Annotated in this window: 21 protein-coding genes; 6 read left to right on the top strand and 15 right to left on the bottom strand. The window is 59.4% G+C overall.

The annotated features are described in order from the left end of the window. Window positions 1-67: 67 nt before the first annotated feature. A complete protein-coding gene (locus BLQ41_RS18685; protein ID WP_090183144.1) occupies window positions 68-403 on the bottom strand; it encodes a hypothetical protein in 336 nt (111 codons plus the stop codon). Window positions 404-470: 67 nt separating this feature from the next. Further along, entirely contained in the window at window positions 471-689 is a 219-nt protein-coding gene (locus tag BLQ41_RS18680; protein WP_090183142.1) for a hypothetical protein, read from the bottom strand. Between the two features lie 179 nt (window positions 690-868). On the opposite strand from BLQ41_RS18680, the gene BLQ41_RS18675 reads away from it, so the two are divergent. Both BLQ41_RS18675 and osmE read left to right on the top strand, forming a co-directional pair. After that, the gene (locus tag BLQ41_RS18675; protein ID WP_090183141.1) at window positions 869-1,108 is read left to right on the top strand and encodes a hypothetical protein; all 240 of its coding nucleotides are present in this window, start codon (window positions 869-871) and stop codon (window positions 1,106-1,108) included. 13 nt (window positions 1,109-1,121) lie between these two features. Continuing rightward, on the top strand, window positions 1,122-1,475 hold the full coding sequence (osmE, locus tag BLQ41_RS18670) for an osmotically-inducible lipoprotein OsmE (protein ID WP_090183139.1): 354 nt from the start codon (window positions 1,122-1,124) through the stop codon (window positions 1,473-1,475). Window positions 1,476-1,495: 20 nt separating this feature from the next. Here the strand turns inward: osmE and BLQ41_RS18665 are convergent, their stop codons facing one another. Then, window positions 1,496-1,843 (bottom strand): hypothetical protein, encoded by a 348-nt coding sequence (locus BLQ41_RS18665; RefSeq protein WP_157695030.1) that lies wholly within the window; start codon window positions 1,841-1,843, stop codon window positions 1,496-1,498. Between the two features lie 449 nt (window positions 1,844-2,292). Between BLQ41_RS18665 and BLQ41_RS18660 the strand changes: the two genes are divergently transcribed. Continuing rightward, window positions 2,293-2,457 carry a hypothetical protein gene (locus BLQ41_RS18660; RefSeq protein ID WP_157695029.1) on the top strand — a complete coding sequence of 55 codons (165 nt, stop codon included), beginning with the start codon at window positions 2,293-2,295 and terminating at the stop codon, window positions 2,455-2,457. A 416-nt stretch (window positions 2,458-2,873) separates the two neighbouring features. On the opposite strand, the gene BLQ41_RS18650 is transcribed toward BLQ41_RS18660, so the two are convergent. After that, entirely contained in the window at window positions 2,874-3,065 is a 192-nt protein-coding gene (locus tag BLQ41_RS18650) for a DUF2188 domain-containing protein (protein WP_090183133.1), read from the bottom strand. Between the two features lie 211 nt (window positions 3,066-3,276). Here BLQ41_RS18650 and BLQ41_RS18645 point away from each other — a divergent pair, with 211 nt between their 5' ends. Beyond that, the gene (locus BLQ41_RS18645; protein WP_090183132.1) at window positions 3,277-3,639 is read left to right on the top strand and encodes an NUDIX hydrolase; all 363 of its coding nucleotides are present in this window, start codon (window positions 3,277-3,279) and stop codon (window positions 3,637-3,639) included. A gap of 15 nt (window positions 3,640-3,654) precedes the next feature. On the opposite strand, the gene BLQ41_RS18640 is transcribed toward BLQ41_RS18645, so the two are convergent. The 8 genes from BLQ41_RS18640 to BLQ41_RS18600 form a co-directional block, all read right to left on the bottom strand. Next, on the bottom strand, window positions 3,655-4,428 hold the full coding sequence (locus BLQ41_RS18640) for a 1,6-dihydroxycyclohexa-2,4-diene-1-carboxylate dehydrogenase (protein WP_090183130.1): 774 nt from the start codon (window positions 4,426-4,428) through the stop codon (window positions 3,655-3,657). Window positions 4,429-4,487: 59 nt separating this feature from the next. Continuing rightward, window positions 4,488-5,501, bottom strand: a complete 1,014-nt coding sequence (gene benC, locus BLQ41_RS18635; protein WP_090183128.1) for a benzoate 1,2-dioxygenase electron transfer component BenC — start codon at window positions 5,499-5,501, stop codon at window positions 4,488-4,490. A 10-nt stretch (window positions 5,502-5,511) separates the two neighbouring features. Then, entirely contained in the window at window positions 5,512-6,000 is a 489-nt protein-coding gene (gene benB / locus BLQ41_RS18630) for a benzoate 1,2-dioxygenase small subunit (RefSeq protein WP_090183127.1), read from the bottom strand. Continuing rightward, complete coding sequence (gene benA, locus BLQ41_RS18625; RefSeq protein ID WP_090183125.1) at window positions 5,997-7,361, bottom strand: benzoate 1,2-dioxygenase large subunit; 1,365 nt, start codon at window positions 7,359-7,361, stop codon at window positions 5,997-5,999. Before benA ends, benB begins: the two co-directional genes overlap by 4 nt. Window positions 7,362-7,605: 244 nt before the next feature. Next, the gene (locus BLQ41_RS18615; RefSeq protein WP_090183121.1) at window positions 7,606-8,565 is read right to left on the bottom strand and encodes an AraC family transcriptional regulator; all 960 of its coding nucleotides are present in this window, start codon (window positions 8,563-8,565) and stop codon (window positions 7,606-7,608) included. 121 nt (window positions 8,566-8,686) lie between these two features. Continuing rightward, on the bottom strand, window positions 8,687-9,616 hold the full coding sequence (gene catA / locus BLQ41_RS18610; RefSeq protein WP_090183119.1) for a catechol 1,2-dioxygenase: 930 nt from the start codon (window positions 9,614-9,616) through the stop codon (window positions 8,687-8,689). Between the two features lie 51 nt (window positions 9,617-9,667). Continuing rightward, on the bottom strand, window positions 9,668-9,958 hold the full coding sequence (gene catC / locus BLQ41_RS18605) for a muconolactone Delta-isomerase (RefSeq protein WP_090183117.1): 291 nt from the start codon (window positions 9,956-9,958) through the stop codon (window positions 9,668-9,670). A 10-nt stretch (window positions 9,959-9,968) separates the two neighbouring features. Beyond that, complete coding sequence (locus BLQ41_RS18600) at window positions 9,969-11,117, bottom strand: muconate cycloisomerase family protein (RefSeq protein ID WP_167360544.1); 1,149 nt, start codon at window positions 11,115-11,117, stop codon at window positions 9,969-9,971. A gap of 127 nt (window positions 11,118-11,244) precedes the next feature. Here BLQ41_RS18600 and BLQ41_RS18595 point away from each other — a divergent pair, with 127 nt between their 5' ends. Continuing rightward, entirely contained in the window at window positions 11,245-12,129 is an 885-nt protein-coding gene (locus tag BLQ41_RS18595; RefSeq protein ID WP_090183116.1) for a LysR family transcriptional regulator, read from the top strand. 160 nt (window positions 12,130-12,289) lie between these two features. Here the strand turns inward: BLQ41_RS18595 and BLQ41_RS18590 are convergent, their stop codons facing one another. The 3 genes from BLQ41_RS18590 to BLQ41_RS18580 all read right to left on the bottom strand — a co-directional run bounded on the left by BLQ41_RS18590 (window position 12,290) and on the right by BLQ41_RS18580 (window position 14,645). Continuing rightward, window positions 12,290-12,532 carry a DUF1652 domain-containing protein gene (locus BLQ41_RS18590; RefSeq protein WP_090183114.1) on the bottom strand — a complete coding sequence of 81 codons (243 nt, stop codon included), beginning with the start codon at window positions 12,530-12,532 and terminating at the stop codon, window positions 12,290-12,292. A 119-nt stretch (window positions 12,533-12,651) separates the two neighbouring features. Next, complete coding sequence (locus BLQ41_RS18585; RefSeq protein WP_090183112.1) at window positions 12,652-13,551, bottom strand: polysaccharide deacetylase family protein; 900 nt, start codon at window positions 13,549-13,551, stop codon at window positions 12,652-12,654. Between the two features lie 146 nt (window positions 13,552-13,697). After that, entirely contained in the window at window positions 13,698-14,645 is a 948-nt protein-coding gene (locus BLQ41_RS18580; RefSeq protein ID WP_090183110.1) for an ABC transporter substrate-binding protein, read from the bottom strand. Window positions 14,646-14,941: 296 nt separating this feature from the next. Between BLQ41_RS18580 and BLQ41_RS18575 the strand changes: the two genes are divergently transcribed. Continuing rightward, window positions 14,942-15,940, top strand: a complete 999-nt coding sequence (locus BLQ41_RS18575; RefSeq protein WP_090183109.1) for an aliphatic sulfonate ABC transporter substrate-binding protein — start codon at window positions 14,942-14,944, stop codon at window positions 15,938-15,940. Window positions 15,941-15,942: the final 2 nt, after the last annotated feature.

Raw genomic sequence — 15,942 nt, 5'->3', positions numbered from 1 at the left:
CTGACCGATCAGTGTTCCTCGACTCCGACATACGGCACTGAAAAATGAAACTCTCCTTGAGCGATCTCTACAAGCAACTGCGAACCGCCTTGCGCATGGCGTCAGACTTGGCCCACGGTGGTCCCTGGTACAACGAAATGTGACTACCGTCCTTGTATTTCACAATGTCCAGAATCTCGTCAGCCGTGATGATGCTCGGCGCTTTGATCCGGTAACCATTGGAAATCGGGGTCTGAGTCGTTTTGGGGATTTGCTGCTGCCACAGCGGCAGAACGCAGGCCGCGTAATCCTTGGGTATCTTGTTACTGTATTTGCTGATGTTAGGCTCGCCTGGCACCAGGGATGCCGGCAACGAACAACCTGCCAGCATCGTCACCGCTATTCCCCCAATCAACATCCGCATGACGCTTCCTTATCCCGAAAAACGGGAAATGTAGCGCGTAGCGGTCCAGACATCCATCTGAATAACGTCAGGAGTTGATGTTGTTCTCACCCGAGTCGGGATAGGACCTTTTATTCAAATACGTCATCCATCGTTCATACGCTTCATGTTGCCATTGAGTGACCCGTTCCCACTCCGGGCCGCTTAATTGATGGGCAGAAATCAGCTTCATCATTTCCGTGGTTGCAGCGTCCAGATCAACAATCAACTCATGCGCATGAAATCTGAAATCATCGGTATTCGTCATTTGATATGGCCTCACCCTAGCGAAAATTCACTCCCTCACTACGACATCACGCAGGTTCAAACCCACTCATCTTCCCGACCAATGGAAGCCCTACCCTTTCCCGTGGATCAGACGAACACACATTCGCCGCAGCCAAATGGGACTACGCTTTTCTTAGCGGAGTATTGCAGGAGATCATCATGTGGCTTAGCGAAGATGAGAACCAACTTCGGCGTGACCTGCAAAGCGTTGCGTCGGACTTGAGATGGTCGGCAGTGGAACTCTTGCGCATAGCAGAGCAGTTGCGCCTGGCCGGTAATGATGTGGATGCACAAGCAACGCAGAAGCTGTGCGAACTGTTTCAGGGTGATGAAGAGCGACTGGCGGGCTATGCCGAAGAAGTCAAAGCAAAGGTGATCAGACGAACGAAAGCCCACTGACGGGAGCGTTGCGATGAACACGCCTCTATTCGCGCTCGTCGTCGTCCTGGCGGCGACGGCTGGCTGCAGCAGTGATTCACACGTCTATGGCGATCAGCCGCTGGTCGCCAAGGTCGAGACCGGCATGAGCAAGGATCAGGTCGAGCAGATTGGTGGCCAGCCTTCAGCGATAAGCGAACGCACCGTGGTGCCTGGCACCTGCTTTGACTACAAGTTGAAGCAGGCCGGCCAACAAAAGCCGTACAACATCAGCTTCGATGACCGGGGCAAGGTCGACCACACAGGTTTCATGACCTGTGCTGAGTGGAGCAATGCTCAGGAGAGAGCCAGGGAGCCCTCGCACAGTACCGGCGGTGGGGGTTACTGAACGCTCGCTGCGCTTGCCCGTTAACTGGAAACGGGATGGTTGCACGTGTTCCGCCATTTATCCGCGAATGTATTGATGGCGCTGCTCTTGAGCTCAGGTGAATCGAGGATTGGCTGGCTGTACGCTTCTTCGATCAGCATGGCGCCTAGCTTGTCATGGTCAGGATTACCCGATTTCACGGCCAGCAGACTGGCCTTGGATTCGCCATTCTGGCGAGACTGCATGATCGAGCCGGCCAATGTACGGAAGGCATTGCAAACCGTTTGATTGGTCTGGATCTCACCTTGCGTCTGAGCTTGCGCCTGACTCACGCCAGCAAAAGAAATAGCCGACATGATCGCCAGAACAGTCCATTGCACTTTAAACATGAATTCGTCCTTGGAAAAAAAGCGCCACCCTATCATCTGAATCGTGGGTTTAAAATCCTTCTGAGACGGGGTTTTCGACAAAAAAATCTCGGTTTAGCGGTGATGCTGTTCACTTAAGAAAGTTTTGGGGTTGGGTACATATCCGTTTCTGCGGTAATGGCTTGTATTGGTTCCGCCTTTACGGCGGGTCACTTGGAAGAGCGCCAAGTAACCAAGCGCCAGCGCCCCTGACGTACGGTGCCTCGCCTAGGCTCGGCATTCCCTCACTCCGGTCCTGCTCCGTGGGCCCGCCGCCATCGGCCATCCATGGCCGGGGGCGGCTAACCCAGCATCCATGCCGGGTTGCCCACTACGCAGAACCTGCGTTCGGCCTCCCGACGGGGCAGATCAAGATCAAAAGCTAAAGGCGAGCTAACGCTCGACCTGATGAGTGGTGAGGAGCAACAGCGGTGCACCGGTCTGCTCTGCTTTACGTGGGAGTGAGCCTGCTCGCGATGCTGTTGCTGTTGCTGTTGCTGTTGCTGTTGATCGTTCCCACGCTCCGCGTGGGAATGCCGCCGGGGACGCTCTGCGTCCCGCTGTCGACACCAAGCTTGAGTCTTGCGCAAGGGTGACGCGGAGCGTCACGGGATGCATTCCCACGCGGAGCATGGGAACGATCAGGACGCGCAAGCGTTGAAGAACCAGGTCGGCTGGCAGGCCGCCTCGCTTTCGCTTTGGCGGTGCACGCCCCCTCGAGAGGCCGAGCGCAGGTTCTGCGCAGTGGGCAACCCGGCATGGATGCCGGGTTAGCCGCCCCCGGCCATGGATGGCCGATGGCGGCGGGCCCACGGAGCAGGACCGGAGCGAGGGCATGCCGAGCCTTAGCGAGGCACCGAACGTCAGGGGCAAAAGCGCTTGGTTACTTGGCGCTTCTCCAAGTGACCCGCCGTCAGGGCGGAACCATAAGCCGCCGTTACCGCAGAAACGGATATGTACCCAACCCCAACCCCAACCCCAAAACCGGTTTACCGGGGCTTTTAGTGCGGGCTCATTCTGATTTCTGACGTTGAGTCGCTCGGGCTCTGTAGGCTGGAAGTGCTGCCGCAAACGCCAGTGCTTCTTCTCTGCTGGCAAATGCACCCAGGCGGTCACCTTTGGTGCATACCCGCCAGGGGCCGTTATTTACGCTGAGTACGTCATAACCATTCATGTGCATTTTATTCAGCATCGGAACGCTCATAGTCACCTCCTTTTCGGCAGTGATACGCCGCAATTGACGGGCTTACCTTACACCCGCCCTACACTCAGGTGCCGACCAGACGTCGCGCCACTGCTTTGTCATTGCGTTGCACTTTTTACCTCCACCAGGGTTCCAACCCTTGAAACACGGGCTCGGGCCTGAATATTGCATTTTTATGACTGTTTTATGACAAGCGGCGGTTTAGTAACAGATGAAAGTACGCGCAACCGTTATTTGCGAGCAGGATCGGCATGTTCTCCTGGTGCGTAAGCCCAGGTGTCGCTGGACGCTGCCCGGCGGAAAAGTCGAGCGCGGCGAAACCATCGCGGGCGCGGCCATGCGAGAACTTCACGAAGAAACCGGACTGGGCGTTGACGGTTTGCTGTACCTGATGGAGCTGGAAACGAGTAGCACCCGTCACCACGTCTATGAAGCGTCAGTGCTCAACTCAGACGAGGCCCGACCACTCAATGAAATTTTCGATTGCATGTGGTATCCGCTGGACGCGGTGCAGAACCTGAACACAAGCGACGCGACGCTGAGAATCATCAAAGCGTTTCAACGTCGCCTGTGAGCGTGCGTTGTCGTGTCAGCCTTGGTCGCCACCGCCCACTGGCATGATCATGCCGGTGATGTACGAGGCTTCGTCGCTGGCCAGAAACAGAATAGCGTTGGCCTGCTCATCCAGCGTGCCATAGCGCTTCATCAAACTGCTGTCGAGCGTCTGGTCGACAATCTGCTGATACCACACCTGTTCCTCGGCGCTCTGTTGCGCACTATTGCGTGGAATCACCCGTGGCGGCGCTTCGGTTCCGCCCGGGGCCGTCGCGTTGACCCGCACGCCACGACCGGCGGTTTCGAACGCCAAGCAAGCGGTCAGCGCATTCACCCCTCCCTTCGCCGCACCGTACGGCACACGATTGATGCTGCGGGTGGCAATGGACGATACGTTGACGATGGCGCCGCTGCCTTGTTCAAGCATGAACGGCAGCGCGGCGTGACAGCACCATAACGTCGGGAACAGTGAGCGACGCACTTCAGCTTCAATCTGCGGTGCTTCGTAGTGCTCGAACGGCTTGGCCCAAATCGTCCCGCCGACGTTGTTGACCAGCACATCGAGGCGCCCAAAGCGCTCGACGGCAGTGCGCATCACGCGGCTGCATTCCTCGTATTGTTCGAGGTCGGCCGTCAGTGCGAGCACCTGGCTGGCCTGCCCCAGTTGTTGCTGAACCTCGAACACCAGATCCGACCGGTCCACCAGAATCAACCGCGCACCTTCGGCGGCCATGCGCTCGGCCACCCGCCGGCCAATGCCTTGCGCAGCGCCGGTGATCAGCGCGACTTTTTCGTGAAATCTGTTCATGTGTACCTCATGGAAAAACACTGATCTGTGGGAGCGGCGCTGCCCCTGTGACGCATGACTCAAGCGGCGCTGGCGGCAAATTTCTCGTAGTAGAAGTTCGCCGGCGCAACGCCTTGCTCGCGAATGAACTGACTGACCGCCTCGACCATCGGCGGCGGGCCGCACAGATAGACGTCGACGTCGCCATCGTTCAGATGCCGTGGCTCGATGTGCTGGGTTACGTACCCTTTGAGCGGGTGCCGGCTGTCGGGGTTGGCAACGCAGGCACTGAAGCTGAAATTCGGGATACGCGCGGCAAAGGCTTCGAGTCGGTCAAGTTCCACCAGGTCGAAATCGTTGGTCACGCCGTAGATCAGATGCAATGGGTGCTCACTGCCCTGCTCTGCGATTTTTTCCAGCATGGCGGTGAACGGAGCCAAACCGGTTCCGCCTGCCAACAGCAGCAACGGCCGGCGGATGTCGCGCAGATAAAAACTGCCCAACGGCCCGGCCAGGCGCATGCTGTCCCCCGCCTTGGCCATGCCGGTGAGGAAGCTGCTCATCAAGCCGCCAGGCACATTACGAATCAGGAAACTGACCTCGCCGTCACGCTGCAACGAGCTGAACGAATACGCGCGGGTCTGCTCGCTGCCCGGGACACCGAGGTTGACGTATTGCCCCGGCAGGAACGCCAGTTTGCTCAAGGCTTCGCCCTTGATCGACAGCGCGATGGTGCTGTCCGACAGCTGCCGCACGGCGCTGATGGTGGCGTCGTAACTGGCCTGCTGCGTACGGCAAACCTGCGATGACGTCGGCACGCGCACCACGCAATCGCTCTGGGCGCGCATCTGGCAGGTCAGGACAAAACCTTGTTCGGCTTCTTCGGCGCTCAGCGCGTCTTCGATGTACTCCTCGCCCAAGTCATAACGGCCGGCCTCGGCGAAGCATTTGCACGTGCCGCAGGCGCCGTCGCGGCAATCCAGCGGAATGTTGATGCCCTGGCGATACGCAGCATCGGCCACGGTTTCGCCGACATTAGCGTCGATGAACCGGGTGACGCCGTCTTCAAAATTGAATGCGATGGAATGAGTCATGACGGTCGCCTCACAGGTGGTAGACATCGATGACCTGACGAACGTAATCGTTCTTCAGGATCACTTTCTTGGCCTTGATCAGCGGGTTTTCACCGCGCACATCGAGGGTGTAGAAACTGCTGCCGAAATAGCTGTCGACGGTCTTGTAGCGAAAGCTCAGGGTGTGCCAGTTGAAGCGCACCTTGCACAGTCCGTCGGCCTGTTCGAGCAGCTCGATGTTGCTCAGGTTGTGCGAGGTCCGGGTGTCCGGAATGCTCGCGCTGGAGCGCTCGGTCTTGATGCGGAAGATGCGGTCTTCCAGGCCGGTGCGATTGCCGTACCAGATCAGCGAAATCTCGCCCTGCGGGTCTTCGGTCAATTCGTCGTTGTCGTCCCAGGACGGCATCCAGAACGAGGCATCGGCGGCGTACATTTCCAGCCAGTCGTCCCACTGCTTGTCGTCGAGGTAGCGTGCTTCGCGGTAGAGAAAATCGCGCACGGCGTCATAGGTGATGGTCATTGCACGGCCTCCACAGCGATCAATTCGGACTGTTCAGCAGCCAGTGCCTTAAGCATGGTTTGCTGCCAATACTTGTGTTGCAGCACGAACAGGCCTTCATCTTCGGTGCGCACGCCGCTGAGCAGCGGATGCAAGTCGATCTCTTTGGCCGCTTCATCGGCGCCCTCGACCCAGTGCTCGGCGCCACGGGACATGTCATTCCACGTCGTGACGCTGCCCTGATAACTGGTCTGGCAGGAACGAAACTCTTCCAGATCGTCCGGGGTGGCCATGCCGCTGACGTTGAAGAAATCCTCGTACTGACGAATCCGGCTCGATCGCGCGGCGTCGCTTTCGCCTTTGGGGGCGATGCAGTAGATGGTGATTTCCGTACGGTTGACCGAGATCGGCCGGGCGATGCGGATCTGCGAGCTGAACTGATCCATCAAGTACACGTTGGGGTACAGGCACAGGTTGCGCGAGTTCTCGATCATCCAGTCGGCGCGGGCCTTGCCGAAGTCCCGGGCCAGCTCGTCGCGGCGCTCGTACAGCGGACGATCCTCGGGGTTGGACCAGCGGGTCCAGAGCAGCATGTGGCCCTTGTCGAAAGAGTAGAAACCGCCGCCCTGCTTGGCCCAGGTGCCCGCACTCATGGTCGGATTGGCGTCACCGGCCTCGCGCTGTTTGCGCTGGTTCTGGGTGGCGGCGTAGTTCCAGTGCACGGAGCTGACGTGATAGCCGTCGGCGCCGTTTTCAGCGGTGAGCTTCCAGTTGCCTTCGTAGATATAGCTGGAAGATCCGCGCAGCACTTCCAGGCCGTCGGTGGACTGATCGACGATCATGTCGATGATCTTGGCCGACTCGCCCAGGTGTTCTACCAGCGGCACCACGTCGGCCTTGAGGCTGCCAAAGAGGAAGCCGCGATAGGATTCAAACCGCGCGACTTTGGTCAGGTCGTGGGAGCCTTCGCAGTTGAAACTCGCCGGGTAGCCCGCCGCTGCCGGGTCTTTGACCTTGAGCAGCTTGCCGGAGTTATTGAAGGTCCAACCGTGGAACGGGCAGGTGTAGGAGCTTTTGTTGCCGGTCTTGTGCCGGCACAGCGTCGCACCGCGATGGCTGCAGGCGTTGATGAATGCGTTGAGCACGCCGTCCTTGTTGCGGGCGATGAAGATCGACTGGCGCCCCATGGTCGTGGTGTAGAAATCGTTGATGTTGGGGATCTGGCTTTCGTGCGCCAGGTACAGCCAGTTGCCTTCGAAGATGTGTTCCATCTCCAGATCGAACAAACGCGGGTCGGTGAACATCTCGCGCTTGCAGCGATAGATGCCCTGCTCTTTGTCATCTTCAAGCAGGGAGTGAAGGTATTCGGGTCGCAGGGACATGGCCGCCGCCTCCATTGTTTTTATTCAGGCAGCGCCATGCTAGGACGGAGGGATGGGGCGGACTATCCGCTAGGTGCAGACCTGTATCCGTTTACTGCAATGGAGGTGTTCATGATCGTTCCCACGCTCTGCGTGGGAATGCCTCAATCGACGCTCTGCGTCCGCTCGTGGGACGCGGAGCGTCCCGGGCTGCATTCCCACGCGGAGCGTGGGAACGATCAACAGGGGTTGGGCGGGCCTGAGGTCAGTGTCGGCGTTTGAGGGTGTCGGAGGGCAGTTCGCCGAACTGTTTGCGGTAGCTGTCGGAGAACCGTCCCAGGTGCAGGAAGCCGTAATCCATGGCCACTTCCGTGACGTTGCGCACGTTGCAGGTCGGGTCGCTCAGGCACAGGTGGATGCGCTCGAGTTTCTTCTGCCGAATGTAGTTTTTCGGCGAGGTTCCAGCGTTGCGCTCGAACAATCCGTACAGCGAACGCAGGCTCATTTGCGCCTGGCGCGCCAGCTCTTCGCTGTCGATGTCCTGTTTGAGGTGGCGTGCGATGTAATCGGCAATCACCTCGAACGTGGCCGACGGCGAGCCGAGACCGCTGCGCATGACGTTGGTCTTCATCAGGCTCAGCATCTTGCTGACGATGATCTGCGCGTAATGCTCCTGCACCCGGGGGATCTGCTCGGTGGCTTCGGCTTCCTGGCAAATCATCGCCAGCAAGCTGACGAACCCTTCCAGCTCATCGAGCTGATAACGGTTCTCCAGAAACCGCACGCCCTGCCCCGGATAGCGCCAGCGTTGCTCCTCGCACACCGCCTCAAACAGGCGGGTGGGCACTTTGAGGATGAATTTCTCGCAATCGTCGGAGTACGTCAGGTCGACCGGATCGTCGGGATTGATCAGCAGCAACTCACCCGGCGCAAAGTAGTGTTCCTGACCGTGACCACGCCACAGGCAGTTGCCGCGCAGCAACACTTGCAAGTGATAAATGCTTTCGAGCGCACCCGAAGTGACCCGAACGCTGGCGCCGTAGCTGATGCGGCACAGGTCGAGGCTGGCGAATTTGCGGTGATCCAGGCTGGCCAGGGGCCGGCCGACCCTGGGCATCAGGATGCAATGGTTGCCGACATGCTGATTGACGTAACCCGACACTGCGTACGGGTCGGCGTGGTCGAAAATTCTGCTGCGCTGACTTAACAGTTGCGCGTGCATCATCGGGTTACTCTCGTTGTTGTTATCGATTGCGTCGGGCCATTCTAGGTCGCACGTGCGGAACGCAGAAAGCCACGAGATAAACGGTCGTTATCTCGTGGCCCGGTTCGGCGGCGCGAAAGGATCAGTCCTCGAGTGCGTGAACCCGCTCAAGACGCTGTTGCTCTTGCGGCTGGGCGGATGATTGCAGCGTGAAATCGAAGTCGATTTCGGCAAACCGGCCGCTGACGCCATGCACCGCTGCACGCTGCGGGTCGTCGCTGAAGGTGATGTGGGCAATCAGCTCGTCGCGGGTGGCGTAGGCGAAATCGTCGTGCAGGTACTTATCACCGTCTAGGTTGATCTGGGTGGTCAGGTGACGATGATCCGGCGCAGAGATGAAGAAGTGGATGTGCGCCGGACGCTGGCCATGACGGCCCAATTGATCGAGCAATTGCTGGGTCGGACCGTCCGGCGGGCAGCCATAACCCGACGGCACGATGCTGCGGAAACGATAACGGCCCTCGGCATCGGTGACGATACGGCGACGCAGGTTGAACTCGGACTGAGTGGTGTCGAAGTACGAATACGTGCCGCCCGTGTTGGCATGCCAGACATCGACCACCGCGCCGGCCAATGGCTCGCCAGCGGTGTTGCGCACTTGGCCCTGCATGAACAGGACCACGCCCGGATCGACGCCATCATCGAGTCGCGCTTCGCCTTCAGACAGCGGCGCACCGGCTACATACAGCGGGCCTTCGATGGTCCGCGGCGTGCCACCGGCCTTGCCGGCCTGTGCGTCTTCGGCGTCCATCAGCAGGTCCAGGTAATGTTCCAGACCAAGCCCGGCCACCAGCAATCCGGCTTCCTGACGCGCGCCCAGCACGTTGAGGTAATTGACCGCTTTCCAGAATTCTTCCGGGGTCACGGCCAGGTCTTCGATGATGTTCACCGAGTCACGCAGGATGCGATAAACCAGTTCTTTGACCCGTGGGTTACCGGCCTCGTTGAGCAAGCCGCTGGCGTCTTCGAGGAACTTCTGGGCACTGGCAGTGTGGGAAATCTTCACGTTCATGGGGGATCCTCATCTTGTAATTATTGGCGTAGCAAACCAAGCAGGCTGGGCTCAGCGGTCATTTTCTCGAATGGAAGAAGGATGCTGGCACATCGCGTCGACCTCGATCGCCATGTACGGGAACAGCGGTAATTGCATCAGTAGGTCGTGCAGCTCCTGGACACTCTCGACGTCGAATACGCTGTAATTGGCATAGTGCCCGGCGATACGCCACAGGTGACGCCATTTGCCTTGCTCCTGCAGGCGCTGGGCCAGGGCTTTCTCGTCGGACTTCAGCTTGGCAGCCGCTTCCGGATTCATGTCGACCGGCAGATTCACGGTCATTTTGACGTGGAACAACATGATGCTCTCCTCAGGCTTGATGAATGGAAGTAGATGTCTTGTCGCGACGGAAAAATGCCAGGCGTTCTTCATCCAGACTCAGGCCCAGGCCCGGCGTGTTCGGCACATGCAGCTCGAAATCGCGGTAGACCAGCGGCTCGCTGAGTATGTCTTCGGTCAACAGCAACGGGCCGAACAGCTCAGTGTCCCAGGCCAGTTTATTCAGGGTGACGAAGGCGTGGGCCGAGGCCAGCGTGCCGATGCCTCCTTCAAGCATAGTGCCGCCGTACAGGCCGATACCGGCGGCTTCGGCGATGGCGGCCGTACGCAACACGGCGCGTGGCCCGCCGTTCTTGGCGATCTTCAAGGCAAACACCGACGCAGCACCGTCGCGCGCCAGATTGAAGGCGTCTTCCACGCATTCGATGGATTCATCGGCCATGATCGGCGCCGGGCTCATGGCATTCAGGCGCACCATGCCCGCACGATTATTGCGCGAGATCGGTTGCTCGATCAGGTCGATGCCGTTGCTGCCCAGAATCCGGCAGGCGCGCAAGGCGACCGCTTCGTCCCAAGCCTGATTGACATCGACCCGCACACTGGCGCGATCGCCCAGGGCTTTCTTGATCGCAATGACGTGGGCCAGGTCGCGATTGACTTCGCCGGCCCCGATCTTCAGTTTGAAAATGCGGTGGCGGCGCAGGTCGAGCATTTTTTCCGCTTCGGCGATGTCCTTGTCGGTGTCGCCGCTGGCCAGGGTCCAGGCCACTGGCAGCGCGTCACGAACGCGACCGCCAAGCAACTCGCTGACCGGCAGGCCGAGGCGCTTGCCCTGGGCATCGAGCAACGCGGTTTCGATACCTGACTTGGCGAAGGTATTGCCACGGATGCTGCGCTCCAGGCGCAACATGGCGGCATTCACATTGGCGCTATCCTCGCCGATCAACAGCGGCGCGAAGTGCGTGTCGATGTTGGTCTTGATGCTGTCCGGGCTTTCGTTGCCGTACGCCAGGCCACCGATGGTGGTGGACTCGCCGATCCCTTCAATGCCGTCGGCGCAGCGCACACGGATGATCACCAGGGTCTGGTGTTGCATGGTGTGCATGGCCAGTTTGTGCGGGCGGATGGTCGGCAGATCGACGATGATCGTCTCGATCGATTCAATGGCTGTAGCACGCATTTCGATACCCGTCAGGTTTTTGAAGTTCTGGAACGGATTCTCATACGGCTTTTTGCTGGCGGCCAATATAGAATTGGTCTGGCTCGATACCTTAAAGGTATTCAACTGATCAACGCCTGGAGGCCCCATGGAACTGCGTCACCTGCGCTATTTTCAGGTGTTGGCTCAAACCCTCAACTTCACCCGCGCAGCCGAACTGCTGCACATTGCCCAGCCGCCCCTGAGCCGGCAGATCCAGCAGCTGGAAGATGAACTCGGGGTGTTATTGCTTGAGCGTGGTCGCCCGCTGAAGCTGACCGATGCTGGGCGTTTCTTCCATGAGCACTCCAGCGCCCTGCTCGAGCAACTGGCCAAGACATGCGACAACACCCGACGCATCGGCCTGGGGGAAAAGACCTGGCTGGGCATCGGTTTTGCGCCGTCGACGCTGTACGGCGTACTCCCGGAACTGATTCGTCGGCTGCGCAGCGGCGAGCCTCTGGAGCTTGAACTCGGGCTTTCGGAAATGACCACCCTGCAACAGGTGCAGGCGCTCAAGGCCGGGCGCATCGACATCGGTTTCGGGCGGATTCGCATCGACGATCCGGCGATCATTCAGACCGTGTTGACTGAAGACCGGCTGGTCGCCGCCCTGCCCGCCGGCCATCCACTGCTGGCCGGACCGATCAGCCTTCGCGAACTGGCCAAGGAACCCTTTGTGCTGTACCCCGGCAACCCGCGCCCCAGCTATGCCGATCATGTGATTGCGCTGTTCGAATCCTATGGCGTGAGCATCCACGTGGCGCAATGGACCAACGAGCTGCAAACGGCGATCGGGTTGGTCGGTGCGGGAATCGGGGTCACGCTGGTGCCAGCCTCGGTGCAGTTGCTGCACCGCGACGACATTGGCTTCACCCCGTTGCTGGAAGACAACGCGACCTCGCCGATCATCCTCAGCCGGCGCGTGGGCGATGTGACGCCAGGGTTGAATCATTGTTTGAAGATGATTGATGAACTGCTGCCAACAGCCTAGATCCACGCAGGAGCTATGTAGGAGCTGTGTAGGAGCTGTGTAGGAGCTGTCGAGTGAAACGAGGCTGCGATCTTTTGACTTTGTTTTTTCAAGATCAAGATCAAAAGATCGCAGCCTCGTTTCACTCGACAGCTCCTACACAGCCTCTACGCCTGGCATCTCAGCCGGCGAAGGCCCGGCGTCCGGCGCGCATCTCGACGCGCAACTCGCCAACGAAGTCAGAGATCGCGCGAATGCTGGTCAGCCGTGTCGGCGATACGCAGGGGATCAGCAAGTCGATACGCCCGGTTGCCGGGTCGTACACTTTGATCCGCAGCAACCCGCTGGAATTCTCGGTGCATTCGCAGGCCAGCGGCTTGAAACCGGACTCCACAATGCTGCAAAGGACTGAAATGGGCACCATGACTAACGCCTCCGTGGCTGATGATCAAATTCAACTCGATCAGCATAGACCCCCTTTCACGCGCCTGCGCCAGCGACCACCCGCACGATGTGTTAGCTGCTTCTCGTTTTGGCGAAGTTTTAGTGCGAATCCCCATCCCAGATCCAGTTCCAGATCCCCGGTAGTTTCACGTCCTGGGAACTGTCGGTAATGGTGCGCGCCATGGCCGCCCGTTGCAGCGCTTCGGTGTCGTCATAAAACGGTTTCTGCGCCAACGGCACGCCGGTGGCATTGGCACTGTCGAGCAGGATTTGCAGGTATTCGCGGGTATGCCGGGCGGTATAACGATTCAGGTCATGGAACGTCACCACCACCGGAATCACACCGTCCACCGTCGGCAGTTCGCCCCGGGCAATCCGCTCACGGACTTCGGACAACTGCCGCAACATGTTCGCCCGGCGCCGTGGGCTGGCATTGAAGCCCCAGATCTTGCCGTCATTGGCGCTCAGGTCGGTCAGCAATACGTGCATCCCGTGGCGCTGGTAGGCCGCGAACACACGTTTGTCGTAATTCCAGAATGGCGGGCGCACCAGGGTCGGCGGCGCGCCGGTGATCGCGGCAATATCGGCACTGCCTTTGCTCAGTGACTGCTCCAACTGTTCCGGACTCAACGAGCGGTGATTGGTGTGCGAATGGGTCGCGGTGTGGAAGCCCAGCACATGCCCTTCCGCTTGTTCGCGGCGCATGACCCCACGGCCGATGTCGCTGTCGCCGGCCCGAGGTGCGCCGGTCTGCACGAAAAACACCGCTTTGATCCCGGGCAGCACCGGGTTCCAGGCGAGGCTGTCGAGCACGGTCATGCTCGGGTTCCAGAAACTCGATGCACTGGGACCGTCGTCGAACGTCACCAGGAAGCGGATCGGCGCCTGCTCGCGCAAACGCTGCTCGGTCTGCGGGGTCAGTTCGATGGGTGAAGAGATGCAGCCAACCAGCCCGACAGCAAGGGTGAGTGCGCAGAGAACCTTGAACAGCTGTTTCATGTTTTGCCTTGGGCCAGACCGTTACGGTCATCACGTTAATTGGCAAAAACCCTTCGCCCATTCATCCATTGTCGTCCCGCAGGTTGCTGCAGGCCGAGGTTGGATCAGGGTACACAGTGTTTGGTTCCAGCGCCCACCCCCGTTGGTTACTGCGTCAGCGACTGTTGGAACGAGTGGTCGATAATCGGCGCGGTGGCCAATGCCGTTGGCAACGCCTTGACCTTGAACAGGAAGTCCGCGGTGCTCTGCAGGTCCGTGGCGGCCTGCGCATCCACCGGGCCCACGGTCATGTGTGCCTGGCGCAACCAATGGCGGGACACGTTCTGGTCGAGGTTGGCCTTTTTCGCCCACAGGTCAGCATATTCATCGGTGTGGTTGTCGACCCAGGCCCGGGCTTTTTTCAGGCGCACGAGGAAGTCGGCAATGGCTTCGCGCTTGCTATCGATAGATGGCGTCGACGCCGCAATCGCACTCAGGCCGGGCATGAGGTTTTTCGCCGTGAGAATCGGCCGAGCGCCGGAAAACAGGATCTGCTGGGAAATGTACGGTTCCCACACCGGGAACGCGTCGATGCTGCCCTGTGGCAACGCGGCAGCGGCGTCGATGGGCATCAGTTTGATGAAGTCGACATAGTCCTCCGGCAGATCGGCTTTCTCCAGCGCGCGCAAAGTCAGTTGCTGGCTCCAGGCGCCAGGCCAGTAAGCGACTTTTTTACCCTTGAGGTCGGCAATGGTTTTGACCGGTGAATCCTTGGGCACCAGCAAGGCGATGGTGTCGGGGTTCTGCCGCGATACACCGATCAACTTCACTGGCGCCTGTTTGGCGGCCAGGAACAGGAAGCCGGAATCACCGAGAAAACCCACATCCAGCGCCCCGGTGCTCAGCGCTTCAGCCAGCGGCGCAGCGGCCTGGAAGTGTTTCCAGTCGACGGTATAGGACGCGCCTTCCAGCACACCCGACGCTTCCACCGAGGCGCGGACGTTGTAGTAGTTCTGATCACCGACATGCAATACGACGGGTTCTGCGGCGTAACTCAATGGCGCGGCAAACAAGGCGCTGGTCAGCAGACCGCGCACGAATCGGGACAGGTTCATCGAAGACTCCAGGGACGATATTTTTATAGACCCTAACGCTCTTAAAGCAGCCTTCGTAAATTCGATTTCAGCATAAGCTCATGACCGGAAACAGGCAGTGTTCACCCAGCAACAGCAAGCCAACAGACTGTTTTCAACGCGACATTCCCAGACATTGCCCGCCCCGCCAATACCCCGAAAAACCTGCAATGTCCCGACATGGCACAGAGCCTGCAATATTCCTTTTATGCAGGAAGCAGCCGTAAAAAATAATTTTCTGAACATAAGAATCTCGCCGCCTTGCCCGGAGCCGCGCCATGAAACCGACCTTCCGCTTTCCCAACCTCAGGTATTTGCTCAGCGCCTGCGCACTGGCCCTGAGCCTGCAACCCGTGGCACAGGCAGCCGAAACACCACCGGCCGAAGTGCATCTGGATTACGCCTATTACTCACCGGTGAGCCTGGTCCTCAAACACTTCGGTTTCCTCGAGCAGGCCCTGCCGCAGACCAAGGTCAGCTGGGTGTTGAGCCAGGGCAGCAACCGCTCGCTGGAATACCTCAACAGCGGCGGCGTCGACTTCGCTTCATCCGCCAGCCTGGCCGCCGTGCTCAGCCGTGCCAACGGCAGCCCGATCAAATCGGTCTACGTGTACAGCCGCGCCGAATGGACCGCGTTGGTGGTGCGCAAGGATTCCCCTTACAAAACCGTGGCCGACCTCAAAGGCAAGAAAATCGCCGCGACCAAAGGCACTGATCCATACCTGTTCACCTTGCGCAGCCTGCAACAGGCTGGCCTGACCAAGGACGATGTCGAACTGGTGCACTTGCAGCACCCGGACGGTCGCACCGCGCTGGAGAAAGGTGACGTGGACGCCTGGGCCGGCCTTGATCCGCACATGGCAGCCAGTGAAGTCCAGGCCGGTTCGCGCCTGCTGTATCGCAACACCCACTTCAACAGCTACGGCGTGATCAGCGTCACCGACACCTATGCCAAAGAACACCCGCACACCATCGAAACCGTGCTGAGTGCCTATGAAAAGGCCCGTGAATGGGCGGTGAAAAACCCGGACGAACTGGCGAAATTGCTCGCCGCTGAATCCGGGCTGCCACTGGAAGTGGCCAAGCTGCAACTGTCGCGCACCGACCTGAGCAGCCCGCAATTGACCGCCAAGGATGTCCTCGCTTCCAAAGCGGCCGCGCCGATTCTGGTTTCCGAAGAACTGGTTCGTCGCGGGGTCAATGTCGACCAGGTAATCGATCAGTTGCTCGACACCGGTTCCAGGCAAACCGTGGCGCATGTAGGAGCTGTCGAGTGAAA

The sequence above is a fragment of the Pseudomonas arsenicoxydans genome (genome assembly GCF_900103875.1).
Taxonomy (GTDB): domain Bacteria; phylum Pseudomonadota; class Gammaproteobacteria; order Pseudomonadales; family Pseudomonadaceae; genus Aquipseudomonas; species Aquipseudomonas arsenicoxydans.
The sequence above is the reverse complement of the archived record's forward strand: the minus strand, read 5'-3'. Positions and strand labels throughout refer to the sequence as shown.

Coding starts and splice junctions, on each gene's coding strand:
- BLQ41_RS18685 (WP_090183144.1), bottom strand. CDS start 403: ATGCGGATGTTGATTGGGGGAATAGCGGTGACGATGCTGGCAGGTTGT.
- BLQ41_RS18680 (WP_090183142.1), bottom strand. CDS start 689: ATGACGAATACCGATGATTTCAGATTTCATGCGCATGAGTTGATTGTT.
- BLQ41_RS18675 (WP_090183141.1), top strand. CDS start 869: ATGTGGCTTAGCGAAGATGAGAACCAACTTCGGCGTGACCTGCAAAGC.
- osmE (WP_090183139.1), top strand. CDS start 1,122: ATGAACACGCCTCTATTCGCGCTCGTCGTCGTCCTGGCGGCGACGGCT.
- BLQ41_RS18665 (WP_157695030.1), bottom strand. CDS start 1,843: ATGTTTAAAGTGCAATGGACTGTTCTGGCGATCATGTCGGCTATTTCT.
- BLQ41_RS18650 (WP_090183133.1), bottom strand. CDS start 3,065: ATGAGCGTTCCGATGCTGAATAAAATGCACATGAATGGTTATGACGTA.
- BLQ41_RS18645 (WP_090183132.1), top strand. CDS start 3,277: ATGAAAGTACGCGCAACCGTTATTTGCGAGCAGGATCGGCATGTTCTC.
- BLQ41_RS18640 (WP_090183130.1), bottom strand. CDS start 4,428: ATGAACAGATTTCACGAAAAAGTCGCGCTGATCACCGGCGCTGCGCAA.
- benC (WP_090183128.1), bottom strand. CDS start 5,501: ATGACTCATTCCATCGCATTCAATTTTGAAGACGGCGTCACCCGGTTC.
- benB (WP_090183127.1), bottom strand. CDS start 6,000: ATGACCATCACCTATGACGCCGTGCGCGATTTTCTCTACCGCGAAGCA.
- benA (WP_090183125.1), bottom strand. CDS start 7,361: ATGTCCCTGCGACCCGAATACCTTCACTCCCTGCTTGAAGATGACAAA.
- BLQ41_RS18615 (WP_090183121.1), bottom strand. CDS start 8,565: ATGATGCACGCGCAACTGTTAAGTCAGCGCAGCAGAATTTTCGACCAC.
- catA (WP_090183119.1), bottom strand. CDS start 9,616: ATGAACGTGAAGATTTCCCACACTGCCAGTGCCCAGAAGTTCCTCGAA.
- catC (WP_090183117.1), bottom strand. CDS start 9,958: ATGTTGTTCCACGTCAAAATGACCGTGAATCTGCCGGTCGACATGAAT.
- BLQ41_RS18600 (WP_167360544.1), bottom strand. CDS start 11,117: ATGCGTGCTACAGCCATTGAATCGATCGAGACGATCATCGTCGATCTG.
- BLQ41_RS18595 (WP_090183116.1), top strand. CDS start 11,245: ATGGAACTGCGTCACCTGCGCTATTTTCAGGTGTTGGCTCAAACCCTC.
- BLQ41_RS18590 (WP_090183114.1), bottom strand. CDS start 12,532: ATGGTGCCCATTTCAGTCCTTTGCAGCATTGTGGAGTCCGGTTTCAAG.
- BLQ41_RS18585 (WP_090183112.1), bottom strand. CDS start 13,551: ATGAAACAGCTGTTCAAGGTTCTCTGCGCACTCACCCTTGCTGTCGGG.
- BLQ41_RS18580 (WP_090183110.1), bottom strand. CDS start 14,645: ATGAACCTGTCCCGATTCGTGCGCGGTCTGCTGACCAGCGCCTTGTTT.
- BLQ41_RS18575 (WP_090183109.1), top strand. CDS start 14,942: ATGAAACCGACCTTCCGCTTTCCCAACCTCAGGTATTTGCTCAGCGCC.